Origin of the sequence: Mesorhizobium sp. B2-8-9 (genome assembly GCF_006439475.1) — a bacterium.
In the GTDB taxonomy this organism is placed as follows: domain Bacteria; phylum Pseudomonadota; class Alphaproteobacteria; order Rhizobiales; family Rhizobiaceae; genus Mesorhizobium.
Genome location: NZ_VFTQ01000005.1, coordinates 306,109 through 320,541, shown reverse-complemented (window position 1 = coordinate 320,541; position 14,433 = coordinate 306,109). Strand labels below are relative to the sequence as shown.

The window sequence follows — 14,433 nt, the reverse complement described above, 5'->3', positions numbered from 1 at the left end:
CCGAAAGGACGACCAGGATTCATTCGGTCTCCTTCCCACTTCAACCATACACCAGAACCAACACACAGGATTCTAGGGTCTGCGCGCGTCGCTTCGCTCCTTGCTCCGCCCTAGAATGACGAAGTTATGATGCGGCATCCGGCACGACAATCGCGGAATTCCGCACAAGCCTAAAACCGTACCCGGCTATGTTCTCCACAACAGGAGGCCCACATGAGCATCGTCGTATTCGACCCCGACAGCACCGAGGATGTGGACTTCAAGGATCGCATGCGCCACCCCGCCGCGGCCGATCCGGCCGGCGGCATGTGGCTTTCAGACACCGAGCCGTCCTTCATCGATGCCGACGCGCTGCGTAAGGGGCGGCTGGCCAAGCTACGCGCCTGGATGCGCGAGGCTGGCTATGGCGGCGTCGTTTTGTTCGATCCATACAACCAGCGCTACGCCACCGGCTCGCGCAACATGTTCGGCTATTTCCTGCGCAACTCGACCCGCTACTTCTTCATTCCGACCGAAGGGCCGATCGTGCTGTTCGAATATCCGCAGAGCTACCATGTCTCGATGGTGCTCGACACGATCGACGAGGCGCGGCCGTCCAAGCTCGTCTGGTCGTCGGTGTCGGGCCGCGACGACGAGACCGCCGGGCCGTTCGCCGACGAGATCGCCGAGCTTCTGAAGAAGCATGGCGGCGGCTCGATGAAGCTCGGGCTCGACCGCTGCAGCCATCTGCAGGCGCTGGCCCTGGAAAAGCGCGGCTGCGAGGTGAAGGACTGCCAGGGCGAGATACTGGCGGTGCGCGCGGTCAAGACGCCGGAGGAAGTCAAATGCCTGCTGGCCTCGATGGCGGGCGCCGAGGCCGCGGTGGCGGCCGTACGCGAGGCGATCAAGCCGGGCGTTTCCGAGAACGAGCTCTTCGCCATCATGTATGGCGAGGTGATCCGGCAAGGCGGCGAGTTCATCGAGACCCGGCTGCTCACCTCGGGACAGCGCACCAATCCATGGTTCAACGAGGCGAGCGGGCGCAAGATCAGGCCGGGCGAGTTGCTGGCGCTCGATACCGACACGATCGGCTGCTACGGCTATTATTCCGACTTCTCGCGCACCTTCCGCTGCGGCCCGGGCAAGCCGACGCCCTATCAGAAATCGCTTTACCGCATGGCGCACGACCAGGTGCAGCACAACATCTCGATCGTGAAGCCCGGCATGGCGTTCCGCGAGATCGCCGAGAAGGCGTGGAAGATCCCGGACCGCTTCGTCGACCAGCGCTACACCTCTGTGATGCATGGCGTCGGCATGCATGGTGAGACGCCTTTCATCGCGCACGCGATGGACTACGAGACCTATGGCCGCGATGGCATCATCGTGCCCGGCATGGTGGTGAGCGTGGAAAGCTATATCGGCGAGAAAGGCGGTCGCGAGGGCGTCAAGCTCGAGGATGAAATTCTCATTACCGAGACCGGCACCGAGCTGCTTTCGCGGTTTCCGTATGAAGACGAGTTTCTTGACAATTAGCGCCGACGCATCGACAGCACATTTCGCATGAAAACACCCATTTCCATCCGACGCGGTACAGTGGCCGCGGTGTTCATCGATCTCCAGGAGGAGCATCGCAAGGACAAGCGCTATCTGGTCGAGGGATTTAGCGACATCCTCGCCAATGTACGGCGCTTGCAGGAGGCGGCGCGGCGGAATTTCGTGCCGCTTTACCACTGGGCCTATATCGTCGATCTCGCTCAGGCGCGGCCGTTCCACCCGGTGGACGAAAGCGGCAAGTCTGCCTTTTCCGACAAGGACGATCCGCTGACGGCGATCTGCCATGAAGTCGCGCCAAGAGACGGCGAAGCGACGCTGGTCAAGCAGGAGGCCAGCGCCTTCGGAAAGAACGATTTCGCCGACAAGCTCAAGGCGGCCGGCATCGAATGGCTGGTGATTGCGGGCGTTTGGACCGAGGCCTGCATCGACGCGACGGTGAAGGACGCGGTAGCGCGCGGCTTTCGCGTGCTTTTGGTCAAGGATGCCTGCGGCAGCGCCAGTGCCGCCATGCACCAGACCGGCATCCTCAACCTCGCCAACCGCCTCTATGGCGGCGCCGTCACCAACACGCTCGACGCCTGCCGGCTGTTGGCGGGAGACACCGTGAAGGTGTGGCAGGTCGAGGGCTCGGTGCCGCTGCGTTTCACCTTCGAGAACGCTGTGCAGCTCTACGCCGAGCTTTGACGGCAGTGACCCGAGCCCAAACCGATCCGTCGAGCCGCGGCCAATATGCCGACCGGCTCGATCCGGAGTTGTGGGATTATATCGACGAGGTCAACAGCTGGTACCCGCCGGAGATCGTCGCCGCGCCGATCGCGAAGCAGCGCGCGGTCTACAATCGGATGTGCGCGGCTTTTCATCAGGCTCGTCCCGAAGGCGTGACGACTAAAGACGGCCTCGTCGCGACGGCGACGCATCCGATACCGGTGCGGCACTATCGCATGGCGGGCAAGGCGGCGGCGGCGACCGTCGTCTATTACCATGGCGGCGGTTTTGTCCTTGGCGACCTCGATAGCCATGACGACATCTGCGCCGAAATCTGCGCCGGCACCGGTTTCGAGGTGGTCTCGGCCGACTACCGGCTGGCGCCGGAGCATCTGCACCCGGCCTCTTACGACGATGCGCTTGCCGTGTTCGAACGGGTCGCCGCGGCCAGCACACTGCCGATCGTGCTTTGCGGCGAAAGCGCCGGCGGAAATCTCGCTGCCGCGGTGGCGCAAGCGACGCGGCGCCATGAACGGCACGCTGTTGGCCAGATCTTGATCTATCCGGAGCTGGGCGGCGACGAGACCGGGCGCTCTTATGTCGAGCATGCCGAAGCGCCGCTGCTCAGCGTAAGCGACATCGAGTTCTACCGTCGCATCCGGTCCGCGCCCGGGCAGTCACAGGACGATCCAACGTTCTCGCCGCTTCGAGACCACGATTTCTCCGGCCTGCCGCCGACGATCATCGTCACCGCCGAATGCGATCCGCTGTCGTCGGACGGCGAAGTCTATCGCGACCGCATCCTTGCCGCCGGCGGCCACGCCTGGTGGCGCGAGGAGCCGAGGCTGGTGCACAGCTTTTTGCGGGCAAGGATGACGGTGCCGCGCGCGGCGGAGGCGTTCGCGAGGATTGTTGCTGATGTTCACGCGCTCGGCGCAGCGACGGAGCGCTGATCTTCCCCTGGAGTCTTGAGAGAGATCCTGCAGGGCAGAGGGCCGGTGAAGGACCGCGGCCCCGGAAGATCAAGGTTCCTCGCCCCACGAAGTGGGGAGAGGTGGCTCGGCGAAGCCGAGACGGAGAGGGGAGCGCCCTACGAAGGCCCCCTCTCCGTCCGCTTCGCGGCCACCTCTCCCCCGCCTTCGGCGGGGGAGAGGAACCTAAGCTTGGTTACCTGCGGAACAGCGCACAAGAACTGCGGAAACCAAACCATTTCGTGGCGGAAAGCGGACCTATCATTCCCTCGCAGGCAACGGCGCTCCAGCGGACGCATCCGCCCCCGCACGGCGGCCCGGAGCGCCCAACAACAGAGGGAACGACGATGAAATTCATGCTGACCGACAGAAAACTGCATCCGCAAGCCAAGCCGATCGCCGACGATTTCAGGAAGGGCGCGATCAGCCGGCGCGAATATCTGGCCTTGATGGCCGGCTTCGGCGTCAGCACCGCAGGTGCCTTCGCCCTGGGCGGGATCGCTGCCTCGCCTGCCCGCGCCGCCGAGCCGAAAAAGGGCGGCGTGCTGCGCGTCGCGATGAACGTCAAGGGCTTTAAGGATCCGCGCACCTTCGACGGCGTCGAGATGTCAAATGTCGCGCGTCAGTGCAACGAATATCTGGTGCGCTGGAAAACCGACTTCTCCTTCGAGCCCTGGCTGCTGGAAAGCTGGGAGACCAGCGACGACGCCAAGACGATCACCCTCAATGTGCGCAAGGGCATCACCTGGTCGAACGGCGACATTTTCAACGCCGAGGACGTGATCCACAACCTCAACCGCTGGTGCGATGCCTCGGCCGCCGGCAATTCGGTCGCCGCGCGCATGGGCGCGCTGGTCAATGCCGACACCAAGAAACCTGTCGACGGCGGCATCCAGAAGGTCGATGACTACACCGTCAAGCTCAACCTGCCCAAGCCCGACATCTCGCTGATTGCCGGAATGGCCGACTATCCGGCGCTGATCATGCACCGCTCCTATGAAGGCGATGCCGATCCGAAGAAGGCGTTGGCCATCACCACCGGCCCTTGCGAGCTGGTGAGTTGGGACGCTGAGACGGGCGCCGAGGTGAAGCGCAAGGACAAGCCGTGGTGGAAGGGCGAGTTCTATCTGGACGGCATAAAATGGGTGGACTACGGCTCCGATCCCAACGCCACGCTGTCCGCCTTCGAGTCCGGAGAGATCGACACCGACCACGAGACCACGGCGGATGCCGTGTCGCAGACCGACCAGATGGGCCTGCAGAATTCCGAGATCGCCACCGGCTCGACCATCGTCGCGCGCTTCAATGTCTCCAACGCGCCCTATGACGACCTCAAGGTGCGCCGCGCCGCCCAGCTTGCCGTCGACAATGCGGCCGTCCTGAAGCTCGGGCTCGACGGCCGCGGCAAGCCCGCCGACAACCACCATGTCGGCCCGATGCATCCGGAATTCGCCGATATCGGCCCGGCCAAACGCGATGTCGAACAGGCCAAGAAGCTTATTTCGGAATCCGGCAAGGCCGACCACGAATATGAGCTGATCTCGGTCGACGTCGAATGGCAAAAGAGCACCGCCGACGCGATTGCCGCGCAAATCCGCGAGGCCGGCCTGAAGATCAAGCGCACCGTGCTGCCGGCCGCGACCTTCTGGAACGACTGGGCCAAGTTCCCCTATTCCTGCACCGAATGGCTCGGCCGCCCGCTCGGCGTGCAGGTGCTGGCTTTGGCCTACAAATCGGGCGGCGCCTGGAACGAAAGCGCCTATGCGAACAAGGAGTTCGACGAGCTTCTCGACAAGGCGCTTGCAACGCCGGATGCCACCCAGCGCAAGGAGATCATGGCCAAGATCGAGACCAACCTGCGCGACTCCGGCATCATCGTCCAGCCCTATTGGCGCTCGGTCTACCGCACCTATCGCAAGGGCGTGCAGGGCTGCGAACAGCACCAGGCGCTTGAGCAGCATTTCGAGACGGTGTGGCTGGAGTCCTGATCCTCCCAGGAGTGAGCGGCCGGCGCGATCTTCCCGTCGCGTCGGCCGTTTGCCATTTGCCAGCGATTTGCCTTCAGCTCAGATTGCGTCGGCGGCGCCGATTGCTAGGAAAAGACGGCCACCAGTTCGTCGACGCCACCGCCCTTCTTCGCCCGTCGCAAGGCTATGTATGTGGTCGTCGCGATGGCAGGGCGAAAAAGCACACGGCGACCGCCAGCGAGAGAACTGGATTCCGTCCGATGAACGAGAGCGCATTGCCGACTACCCCGCCCAGCCGGAATTTACCGGCTGCACCTGGGCTTTCCAAGCCATCGGGTTGATCTCTGCTGCCTACGAGAAGATCTCCGCCAGTTCGTCGATGCTTGCGCCCTCCTTCGCCTGGCGCAGCTCGACATAGCTCACCGCGGTTGCGATCGAGAGCACCATCGACACCACGGTCTGCACCAGCGCGGCGCCGATCTCGGCGATGATGCCGCCGAACAGCACCAGAACGAGCAGCATCCCCCACTGGATGATCATCGCGACGATGACGAGAATGAGGAACAGACCGAAAAGCCCCCAGCGGCTGCCCTTGGTGAGGACCCGGCTGCGCGACATCGAGCCGAACACGCCACGCCGCTCCTGGATCAGGACCGGCACCGACATCGACCAGCCGAGCCAGAGGATAATGCCCGGCACGATCAACAGCATCAGGCCGATACCCGCACCGAGACCGACGAGCAGGCCGATGCCAAGCGTCGGCAGCAGAAAGCGGATCGCAATCTGGATGCAGTCGCCAAAGGACGGACACTTGTCATTGAGGTCCTCGATGGTCGCCCGCACCAGCGCCGACTGCAGCAGCAGCGCGCACACGAACGAAATCAACCCGGCGATGATGGTGATGTAGGAATTGCGAAACATGGCGCCTGGGTCGGCCATGGTGCCGGGGTCGCGCTGCATCATGGCGTCGATCTGCGGCTGGGTCCACAGCCTGATGAGCAATGCCGGCAGACCCGAAAACAAAGCCGCCAACCCCACGCAAAGTCCGAGGTTTCGGCCAATCACTCCGAAGGTGTTGCTGAATACCCTGCCGATCTCGAATCGGCCGGGTCGTCCCAATGTTGCAGTCGTCATGATAATTTTCCCCCGAGTCACCGCTGCGTTCATCGGCGACTTCAAAGTAAATTTGCCAAGATTGAAAGGCTACGTCCAGTGCGCTTGCAATTGTCATGGCGTATTGCCAGTGTCGGCCCCGAACCGCAGGTTGCAGGGGGAACGAGCGGGTGACAGCCGCAGGGACGGAAGAGGCCGGACGGCTGGCGCAGCTGCACAAGCAACTGCTCAGGGACGATTCGATCCAGTTCGCCTTGCCGACCTATGCGCGGCCCGAGCCGCCGGAGTGGCTGAAGCCGCTTCTGGACGGCTTGGCGAAGCTCGGTCCCTACATGATCTATCTGTTCTGGGGCGCGGTCATCATCGGCGTCGCGATCATTGCTTTTCTGCTTTTCCTCGAGGCGAAAGGCATTGCCTGGCGCCTGCCATGGCGGCGGAAACGCGGAGAGACCGAAGCGAAGGAAGAGTGGCGCCCTGACGTGGGGGCTGCCCAGGTCCTGCTCTCCGAGGCCGATGCGCTCGCCGCGCGCGGCGAGTATGACGAGGCGGTGCATCTTCTGTTGCGCCGCAGCGTCTCCGACATCGCCACCCGGCTGCCCGATTTCCTGCGCCCATCGCTCACCGCACGCGACATCGCCGCCGCCGGTTCCATCCCCACCCGGCCCCGCGCCGCCTTCAGCGAGATCGCCCGCATCGTCGAGGCCGCCTTGTTTGCTCGGCGTCCGGTCGGCGCCGAGGGCTGGCAGCAGGCGCGCGGCGCCTATGAGCGGTTCGCGTTCCGGGATGCCTGGGCATGAGCGCGCTACCGACCGAGGCGGCCGCGGAGCCGTTCAGCCGCAAGACGCTGTTCTGGGGCATTTTCGCCAGCCTGCTGGCGGCGGCCGGATTTTTCCTGCTGTCCACCTATGCGCCGGATTTCCGCCAGCCCCAGGGCGGTGCCACGCCGTTCTCGAAGGGCGGCACCGGCTATGCCGGGCTTGTCGAATGGCTGAAGCTCACCAACGGACAGGCGCCGCCGATGGAGCGCGGCGAGAAGGACCTCGCGTCCCCCCTGGCGTCGACCTTCCTGCTCGTCGTCACCATCGCGCCGGGCAGCGACCCGGCCGCGCTCGATCGCCTCATCAAGCTTCGCGCGGGCAAGGACACGCTCTTTATCCTGCCCAAATGGCAGACCTTTCCCTTGTTCAGCCACGAAGGCTGGGAGGAAAAGGTCGAGCGGCTGCCCAACAACGTCGTCAACGACTGGCTCGGCCGCATCGCCAAAGCCAAGCTCGGCGAGGCCAAGAACACGCTCTCGCAGATCAACATCGCCGGCCGCATGGTGGCCGCGCCGGAGGAGCTGCAATGGGTGGCGGACGACCATCCGCTGATCGCGGCGGGCGATGGCAGGGCTATCCTGACCGAGCTCGACAACGAACCCTTCTACATCCTCACCGATCCCGATTTCCTCAACAATGCCGCGCTGAAGGACGAGCAGAAGGCGGCCGCCGCGCTCGACATCATCGCCATGCTGGAGCCCGCCAAGGGAGCCGTCATGTTCGATCTGACGCTGCACGGCATCGGCGGCAACTACGATCTTGCCAAGCTGCTGATCGAACCGCCTTTCCTGGCGCTGACGCTGTCGGTGCTTGTGGCGGCCGCGCTCGCCTTCCTGCACGGGCTCGGCCGCTTCGGTCCGCCGCGCGCGGAGGGGCGCGCCATCGCCTTCGGCAAGCGGGCGCTGGTCGACACCACGGCGATGCTTTTGAAGCGCGCCGGGCGGCTGCAGGAGCTTGGCGACCGCTATGCAGCGCTGATGCGCCAGCGGGCGGCCGCCCTGCTCGGCGCGCCGCACGGGCTGCAGGGCGAGGCGCTCGACCGCTGGCTCGATTCCCGCGACAAGGAAGAACAGCACGGCTTCACCGCCCGCTTCAGGGCAGTACACGATTCCAACAAGCTGGCCGCAATGCACGAAGCAGCCGAAAAGCTGCATGACTGGACGGCAAGGAGGCTCATTGAACGTCGATGAAGTGAAGACCCTGGCGAACGCGATCAGGGAAGAAGTGGCAAAAGCGATCACCGGCCAGCGCGACACGGTCGACCTGATGCTGACGGCGCTGTTTGCCGGCGGGCATATCCTGCTCGAAGGCCCGCCCGGCACCGCCAAGACGATGACGGCGCGCTGCTTCGCGCAGGCGCTTGGCGTCGCCTATGGCCGCATCCAGTTCACGCCCGACTTGATGCCCGGCGATATCGTCGGCGCCAACATCTATAACTTCCAGACCGGGCAGTTCACGCTGACGCGCGGCCCGATCTTCTGCGACCTTTTGCTCGCCGACGAAATCAACCGCACGCCTCCGAAGACGCAAGCCGCGCTGCTCGAGGCCATGCAGGAGCATGCCGTCACCTTCGACGGCACCACGCATTCGCTCGGCCGGAATTTCATGGTGGTGGCGACGCAGAACCCCATCGAGCATCAGGGCGTCTATCCGCTGCCCGAAGCGCAGCTCGACCGCTTCCTGTTCAAGCATCGGGTGAGCTATCCGGATCTCACCGAAGAGCGCGCCATCATCGTCCATCACGGCGGCGGCTCGGCCTCGCACGATATCGAGCAATACGGCATCAAGGCGCGGACCGACCGCGAGACGCTGGAAGCGGCGCTGGCCACGGTCGGCGACGTCACGCTGGTCGACGACGTCGTCGGCTATATCGCGGCACTTGTGCGCGGCACGCGCGAAAGCCCTGACCTGGAAGTGGGAGCGAGTCCACGCGCGGGCGCCATGCTGGCGAGAGCCGCGCGCGCCCGGGCGACGCTCGACGGCCGCAACTATGTCATCCCCGACGACGTCAAGGCGCTGGCAGTACCGGCGCTGCGTCACCGTGTCGTTCTCTCGCCGGCCGCGCAGATCGACGGGCGGCTGGTCGAGCAGATCGTCTCAGACCTCGTCGACAATACGGAAGCGCCGCGTTGATCTATCCGAGCGGCCGAGCGGTCTGGGCAGCTGCGGCGGGGGCGATCCCCGCCTTCCTGATCGCGCTCGCATTGCCGCATGTCTGGTATCTCGGCCTGTTGTGGATCTGCCTGCTGCTTGCATTCCTGGCGGTGGACGCAGCCGCAGGCAGGGGTCGCGCCTCGCTCAACGCCACGCTGACGGCGCCGCCGCAGGTCGGCGTCGGCGGGCGCTTCACGCTGCACGTGGCGGCCGGTGCCGGCGCAAGGCTGCGCCGCCTGCAGGCGCGTGTCGGGCACGACCAGCGGGTCCAGCCATTGGCCGGCACCGGCGGCGCGCTGCCGGCCAATGGCGGCACGCTCGATCTCGAATTCGAGGCCATCCGCCGCGGCATCGCCGGCTTCGACCGTCTGTGGCTGCGCTGGCAGGGTCCGTTCGGACTGATCTGGAACCAGGTCGTGTTGCCGGTCGACCGCAAGGTCGCGGTGCTGCCAAATGTCAACAGCGCGCGCGACGAGGCGATCACGCTCTTGCAGCGCTCGGCCCTTGCCGACGGCCATACGCGGAAGCGCGCCGGCCAGGGCCGCGAGTTCGAGGCGCTGAAGGATTACCAGCCTGGCATGGGGCGCCGCATGATCGACTGGAAGCGCAGCGCCCGGCACGGCAAGCTTCTGACGCGCGAGTTCCGGATCGAGGAGAACAACAACATCGTTCTGGCCATCGACAGCGGCCGGCTGATGTGCGAGCCGGTCGACGGGGTGCCGAAGGTCGACCGCGCGGTGACGGCGGCGCTTCTGTCGGCCTTCATCGCGCTCAAGGGCGGCGACCTCGTCAGCCTGTTCTCCTTCGACGCCAGGCCGCGCGTGTCGAGCGGCGCGGTGCGCGGCTCGCCGAGCTTCACGATGATCCAGAAGCGCGCCGCCGAGATCGACTATTCAACCGAGGAGACCAACTTCACCTTGGCGCTGACCACGCTTTCGGCGAAGCTCGACCGGCGCTCGCTGGTCATCATCTTCACCGATTTCGTCGACCCGATCAGCGCCGAATTGATGTTGCGCACCGTCGGCCGGCTGACCGAGCGGCATCTGGTGCTGTTCATGCTGATGAAGGATGTGGAACTCGAAACGCTGGCCGACATGGCGCCGGCGGCGCCCGAGGATGTCGCCCGCTCCGTCACCGCCGGCGATCTGTTGCGGCAGCGGCAGGTGGTGATCGGCAGGCTCAGGCTGCTCGGCGCGCATGTCATCGAGGCCGACCACCAGCGGCTCGGCCCGGCGCTGGTCGAGCGCTATATCCAGCTCAAGGAGGAGAACCTCTTATGACGTTGTCCGCCGGCACCGATTCCGTGCGCCAGTCGCTGGCAAGCTTCCGCCAGGAGCGCGAGGCCGACTGGAAAGCCTTCGAGGCGCTGCTTGCGCGCGTCGAGAAGCGCGCGCCGCGCGCGCTGTCGGAAGACGAATTGCTGTCGTTGCCGCTCCTCTACCGTTCGGCGCTGTCGTCGCTTTCGGTGGCGCGCGCGACCTCGCTCGACAGCGCGCTGATCGCCTATCTCGAGGCACTCTGCCTGCGCGGCTATTTCTATCTCTATGGCGCGCGGCGGAGCTTGAGAACGCGCATCGGCGACTTCTTCCTGCACGACTGGCCGGCGGCGATCCGCGACCTTTGGCGCGAAGTATGGACATCGGTCGGGCTCACCGTCATCGGTGCCATTGCCGGCTATTGGGTGGTCGCTTCGGACAAGCGCTGGTACGACGCCATCATCGCACCGAGCCTGGCGGGCGGGCGCAATCCGGATTCGTCGGCCGAGACGCTGCGCAGCGTGCTTTACGGCGGCGGCGATCATTTCCTGTCGGGCTTTGCCGCCTATCTCTTCACGCACAACACGCAGGTCTCGATCCTGGCGTTCGCGCTGGGCTTCGCCTTCGCCGTGCCGAGCGTGCTGATCATCCTGATGAATGGCTGCATGCTCGGCGCCATTTTCCAGATCTATGCCGCCAAGGGCCTGGGCTTCGAGCTCGGCGGCTGGCTTTCGATCCACGGCACGACGGAGCTGTTCGCCATCGCCATTGCGGGCGCGGCCGGCATGCGCATCGGCACCAGCATCGCCTTTCCCGGCGAACTGACCCGCATGGCCGCCGCCGCCCAAGCCGGGCGCGTGGCGGCGACCGCCATGATCGGCGTCACGGTGATGCTGCTTTTCGCCGGACTGTTGGAAGGCATCGGCCGGCAGACGATCACCAGCGACCTCGCCCGCTATTCGATCGGCGGCGGCATGCTGGCGCTCTGGATCTCATATTTCTACCTGTTGCGGATGGTGCGGCATGGCGACCGCTAGGACAGCCAAGGTAAAGAACCCTGCCGCGCTGACACGTCCGCTGGTGACGCCGGAAGGCGTGGACCTGCGGGTCAAGCTGGCGGATGCCGGCACCCGCGCTTCCGGATTCCTGCTCGACGTGGTGATCATCGTCGTCGCGGCCGTGGTCGTCTCGCTGGTGATGATCTTCGGCCTTGCCGGGCTTGGTATCCAGGATGCGCAGCCACTGTTCATCGTCTGGATCATCTTCATCTTCTTCCTGCGCAACGTCTATTTCATCGCCTTCGAGGCGGGACGGCGGGCAGCCACACCGGGCAAGCGCATGGTTGGCGTCAGGGTCGCGTCGCGCAGCGGCGCCGGCCTTACGCTCGACCAGGTCATCGCGCGCAACCTGATGCGCGAGATCGAAGTTTTTCTACCGCTATCGATCCTCGCCGCGCGCGCCAGCGCCGATGTCGCCGACACGCTGACGACCATCTTCGGCCTGGTCTGGGCGCTGCTGTTCTCGCTGTTTCCGCTCTTCAACCGCGACCGGCTCAGGATCGGTGACCTGCTTGCGGGCACCTGGGTGGTCGAGGCGCCGAAAGTGGCGCTGCTCGAGGACCTGTCGCTGCGCAAGGATCCGGTCGCGGCCCGCTTTCAGTTCAGCCCCGCGCAGCTCGACGCCTATGGCATCGCCGAGTTGCAGAAGCTGGAGGAAGTGCTGCGCCGCGACGATTATTCGGCGCTGAAGGCGGTGGCCGAGACCATCGCGCGCAAGATCGGCGCCGGAGTCGAGCCGATCGATTCAAAGGCTTTCCTCACCGCCTATTACGGCGAGCTCCGGGCGCATCTGGAGCGCAAGCTGCTGCTCGGAAACCGCAAGGCGGATAAGTATGCGCGGTAGCGGAGCGTCCCTCGCCTACCCCACCCACTTCTCATAATCTGACACCAGCAGGTGCAGCGGCGCCACGTCCTCGTCGATGTTGGAGAAGCGGCCGATCGGATCGCGGAAGACGTTGTCGGTGAGGTCGTCGTTGACCGTCGAGACCTCGCCGATCAGCACATCCTTGCCCTCGGCCCAGAAGGCGTGCCAGACGCCGGGCAGCAGCGTCACGCTCTGGCCCGGATCGAGCTTCAGCAGCCCGCCTGCCGGCAGTCTGGTCATGGTGCCGTCGACCGGCACCGAGACTTCGGCCTTGAGGTCGATGCCGCCGTCGCGGTCGTGCATGAACAATTCCAGCACCAGCTTGCCGCCGCCTCGGTTGATGATGTCCTCGGCCTTGATGTTGTGGCGGTGCATGGGCGAGAGCTGGTCCTTGCGCGAGATCATGATCTTCTCGGCATAAAGCATGCCCATGCCGAGCTTCATGTCCTCGTAACGACCGTTGCGCACTGTGAACAGGAACAGGCCGAGCTCGTCGAACTTCTCCTGGCCGTAGTCGGTGATGTCCCAGCCGAGACGGGAGGTGAAGATGGCCGGGGAGTCGCCCTTATGCGCCTTCATCTCTTCCGGCGACCAATAGGCGAAGGGCGGCATGATATAGCCGAAGGAGCGGATGAAGGCGTCGGCTTCGCGGATGATGTCGTTGATCTTGGAGCGCTTCATGGGTTCTCTTCTTTCCGGCCGCCGCCTGCTGAAATCCGTCCTTCCGAATAGCCCAATGCCGGTCCTCTGTCGACGCAAACCGGCGGATCTGGCCCCGTGACATGGGCTTCGTTCGGGGCCATAACCCAACTGATTTGTTTTAACGCAATGTCTTTGTCCCACAGCGGATCGCCGCGCGGAAGACATGCTCGGACGGGTGATCTCATGGCAAGCATAGCCGATCTCGACACACCGGCGATCCTCATCGATGCTGCCCGCGCCGAGGCGAACATCAAGAAAGCGCAGGCCCATGCGGATGCTCACGGGCTGAAGCTCCGCCCGCATATCAAGACGCACAAGCTGCCTTACTGGGCGAAGAAGCAGGTGGCGGCGGGCGCCGTCGGCATCACCTGCCAGAAGATTGGCGAGGCCGAGGTGATGGCCGATGCCGGGCTTGAGGATATTTTCCTGCCCTACAACATCCTTGGCCGCGCCAAGCTGGGGCGGCTGAAGGCGTTGCATGGCCGCGTCGCGCTTTCGGTGACGGCGGACAGCCACGAGACGCTGGAAGGGCTTGCCGCCACTTTCACCGATGCCGGCCATCCGTTGTCCGTTCTGGTCGAGTGCGACACCGGCATGGGCCGCTGCGGCGTGCAGAGCGCCGACGAAGCGCTGGCGCTGGCGAAGATCATCGACCAAGCCAAGGGTCTCGCCTTCGGCGGGCTGATGACCTATCCGGCGGCGGGGCGCGCCGCCGAAGCGGAGGCATGGCTGAAGGCAGCGCGCGGCGCGCTTGCCACGGCCGGGCTCGAATGCGAACGCATCTCCAGCGGCGGCACGCCGGACATGTGGCGCTCCGGCGAGGACAGCGTCGTCACCGAATACCGGCCCGGCACCTACATCTATCTCGACCGCTACCAGGTCGCCAAAGGCGTCGGCACGCTGGACGACTGCGCGTTGACCGTGCTGGCAACCGTAGTCAGCCATCCCACGGCGACGCGCGCCATCCTCGACAGCGGCAGCAAGGCGCTGTCGTCCGATACGCTCGGCCTGCCGGAGTTCGGCGAGCTGCTCGGTGTGCCGGGCGCCCGCGTCACGGTCTTGAGCGAAGAGCACGGCACCGTCACGCTTTCGGACGGCGCCAAGCTGCGCATCGGCGAACGCGTGCGCGTCGTTCCCGATCATTGCTGCGTGGTGACGAATTTGTTCGACCAGGTGCATCTGATCGACGGCGACAAGGTGCTGGAAACGCTGCCGGTAGCGGCAAGGGGACGGATGGGGTGAAACGCGCCCTTCCCTTCCCCCCTTGGGGAGAAGGTGGATCGGCGCGTTA

At 65.0% G+C, this 14,433-nt stretch carries 13 protein-coding genes; 11 read left to right on the top strand and 2 right to left on the bottom strand.

Annotated features, from left to right (window positions below; genetic code table 11):
• The first annotated feature begins 213 nt into the window (after positions 1 to 213).
• From FJ423_RS09365 to FJ423_RS09350, 4 genes are all read left to right on the top strand, one after another.
• Complete coding sequence (locus tag FJ423_RS09365; RefSeq protein WP_140841051.1) at positions 214 to 1,512, top strand: Xaa-Pro peptidase family protein; 1,299 nt, start codon at positions 214 to 216, stop codon at positions 1,510 to 1,512.
• A 27-nt stretch (positions 1,513 to 1,539) separates the two neighbouring features.
• Complete coding sequence (locus tag FJ423_RS09360; RefSeq protein ID WP_140841049.1) at positions 1,540 to 2,217, top strand: isochorismatase family protein; 678 nt, start codon at positions 1,540 to 1,542, stop codon at positions 2,215 to 2,217.
• A 5-nt stretch (positions 2,218 to 2,222) separates the two neighbouring features.
• Entirely contained in the window at positions 2,223 to 3,191 is a 969-nt protein-coding gene (locus FJ423_RS09355) for an alpha/beta hydrolase (RefSeq protein WP_140841047.1), read from the top strand.
• A 365-nt stretch (positions 3,192 to 3,556) separates the two neighbouring features.
• A complete protein-coding gene (locus tag FJ423_RS09350; RefSeq protein ID WP_140841045.1) occupies positions 3,557 to 5,197 on the top strand; it encodes an ABC transporter substrate-binding protein in 1,641 nt (546 codons plus the stop codon).
• A 330-nt stretch (positions 5,198 to 5,527) separates the two neighbouring features.
• Here FJ423_RS09350 and FJ423_RS09345 read toward each other — a convergent pair whose 3' ends face one another.
• Positions 5,528 to 6,310, bottom strand: coding sequence for a hypothetical protein (locus tag FJ423_RS09345; RefSeq protein ID WP_140841043.1), 783 nt, complete (start codon positions 6,308 to 6,310; stop codon positions 5,528 to 5,530).
• Between the two features lie 149 nt (positions 6,311 to 6,459).
• Here FJ423_RS09345 and FJ423_RS09340 point away from each other — a divergent pair, with 149 nt between their 5' ends.
• Genes FJ423_RS09340 through FJ423_RS09315 form a run of 6 tightly spaced genes read left to right on the top strand, consistent with a single transcriptional unit; the run spans position 6,460 to position 12,419 of the window.
• Entirely contained in the window at positions 6,460 to 7,086 is a 627-nt protein-coding gene (locus tag FJ423_RS09340) for a DUF4129 domain-containing protein (protein ID WP_140841041.1), read from the top strand.
• Positions 7,083 to 8,297 (top strand): DUF4350 domain-containing protein, encoded by a 1,215-nt coding sequence (locus tag FJ423_RS09335; RefSeq protein ID WP_140841039.1) that lies wholly within the window; start codon positions 7,083 to 7,085, stop codon positions 8,295 to 8,297. The genes FJ423_RS09340 and FJ423_RS09335 overlap by 4 nt, the downstream gene beginning before the upstream one ends.
• Positions 8,284 to 9,240: a MoxR family ATPase gene (locus FJ423_RS09330; RefSeq protein ID WP_095767774.1), complete on the top strand. Its 957-nt coding sequence runs from the start codon at positions 8,284 to 8,286 to the stop codon at positions 9,238 to 9,240. Before FJ423_RS09335 ends, FJ423_RS09330 begins: the two co-directional genes overlap by 14 nt.
• Positions 9,237 to 10,541 carry a DUF58 domain-containing protein gene (locus tag FJ423_RS09325; RefSeq protein WP_140841037.1) on the top strand — a complete coding sequence of 435 codons (1,305 nt, stop codon included), beginning with the start codon at positions 9,237 to 9,239 and terminating at the stop codon, positions 10,539 to 10,541. Before FJ423_RS09330 ends, FJ423_RS09325 begins: the two co-directional genes overlap by 4 nt.
• Positions 10,538 to 11,554 (top strand): stage II sporulation protein M, encoded by a 1,017-nt coding sequence (locus FJ423_RS09320; protein ID WP_140841035.1) that lies wholly within the window; start codon positions 10,538 to 10,540, stop codon positions 11,552 to 11,554. The genes FJ423_RS09325 and FJ423_RS09320 overlap by 4 nt, the downstream gene beginning before the upstream one ends.
• Positions 11,541 to 12,419: an RDD family protein gene (locus tag FJ423_RS09315; RefSeq protein WP_140841033.1), complete on the top strand. Its 879-nt coding sequence runs from the start codon at positions 11,541 to 11,543 to the stop codon at positions 12,417 to 12,419. The genes FJ423_RS09320 and FJ423_RS09315 overlap by 14 nt, the downstream gene beginning before the upstream one ends.
• A gap of 15 nt (positions 12,420 to 12,434) precedes the next feature.
• Here the strand turns inward: FJ423_RS09315 and FJ423_RS09310 are convergent, their stop codons facing one another.
• Positions 12,435 to 13,121: a D-lyxose/D-mannose family sugar isomerase gene (locus FJ423_RS09310; protein WP_140841030.1), complete on the bottom strand. Its 687-nt coding sequence runs from the start codon at positions 13,119 to 13,121 to the stop codon at positions 12,435 to 12,437.
• Between the two features lie 204 nt (positions 13,122 to 13,325).
• Between FJ423_RS09310 and FJ423_RS09305 the strand changes: the two genes are divergently transcribed.
• On the top strand, positions 13,326 to 14,384 hold the full coding sequence (locus FJ423_RS09305; protein ID WP_140841028.1) for a D-TA family PLP-dependent enzyme: 1,059 nt from the start codon (positions 13,326 to 13,328) through the stop codon (positions 14,382 to 14,384).
• Positions 14,385 to 14,433 lie beyond the last annotated feature (49 nt).

Bases quoted from the DNA above. Each gene is read 5' to 3' on its own strand.
- FJ423_RS09365 (WP_140841051.1), top strand. From the start codon at position 214: ATGAGCATCGTCGTATTCGACCCCGACAGCACCGAGGATGTGGACTTC.
- FJ423_RS09360 (WP_140841049.1), top strand. From the start codon at position 1,540: ATGAAAACACCCATTTCCATCCGACGCGGTACAGTGGCCGCGGTGTTC.
- FJ423_RS09350 (WP_140841045.1), top strand. From the start codon at position 3,557: ATGAAATTCATGCTGACCGACAGAAAACTGCATCCGCAAGCCAAGCCG.
- FJ423_RS09345 (WP_140841043.1), bottom strand. From the start codon at position 6,310: ATGACGACTGCAACATTGGGACGACCCGGCCGATTCGAGATCGGCAGG.
- FJ423_RS09335 (WP_140841039.1), top strand. From the start codon at position 7,083: ATGAGCGCGCTACCGACCGAGGCGGCCGCGGAGCCGTTCAGCCGCAAG.
- FJ423_RS09320 (WP_140841035.1), top strand. From the start codon at position 10,538: ATGACGTTGTCCGCCGGCACCGATTCCGTGCGCCAGTCGCTGGCAAGC.
- FJ423_RS09315 (WP_140841033.1), top strand. From the start codon at position 11,541: ATGGCGACCGCTAGGACAGCCAAGGTAAAGAACCCTGCCGCGCTGACA.
- FJ423_RS09310 (WP_140841030.1), bottom strand. From the start codon at position 13,121: ATGAAGCGCTCCAAGATCAACGACATCATCCGCGAAGCCGACGCCTTC.
- FJ423_RS09305 (WP_140841028.1), top strand. From the start codon at position 13,326: ATGGCAAGCATAGCCGATCTCGACACACCGGCGATCCTCATCGATGCT.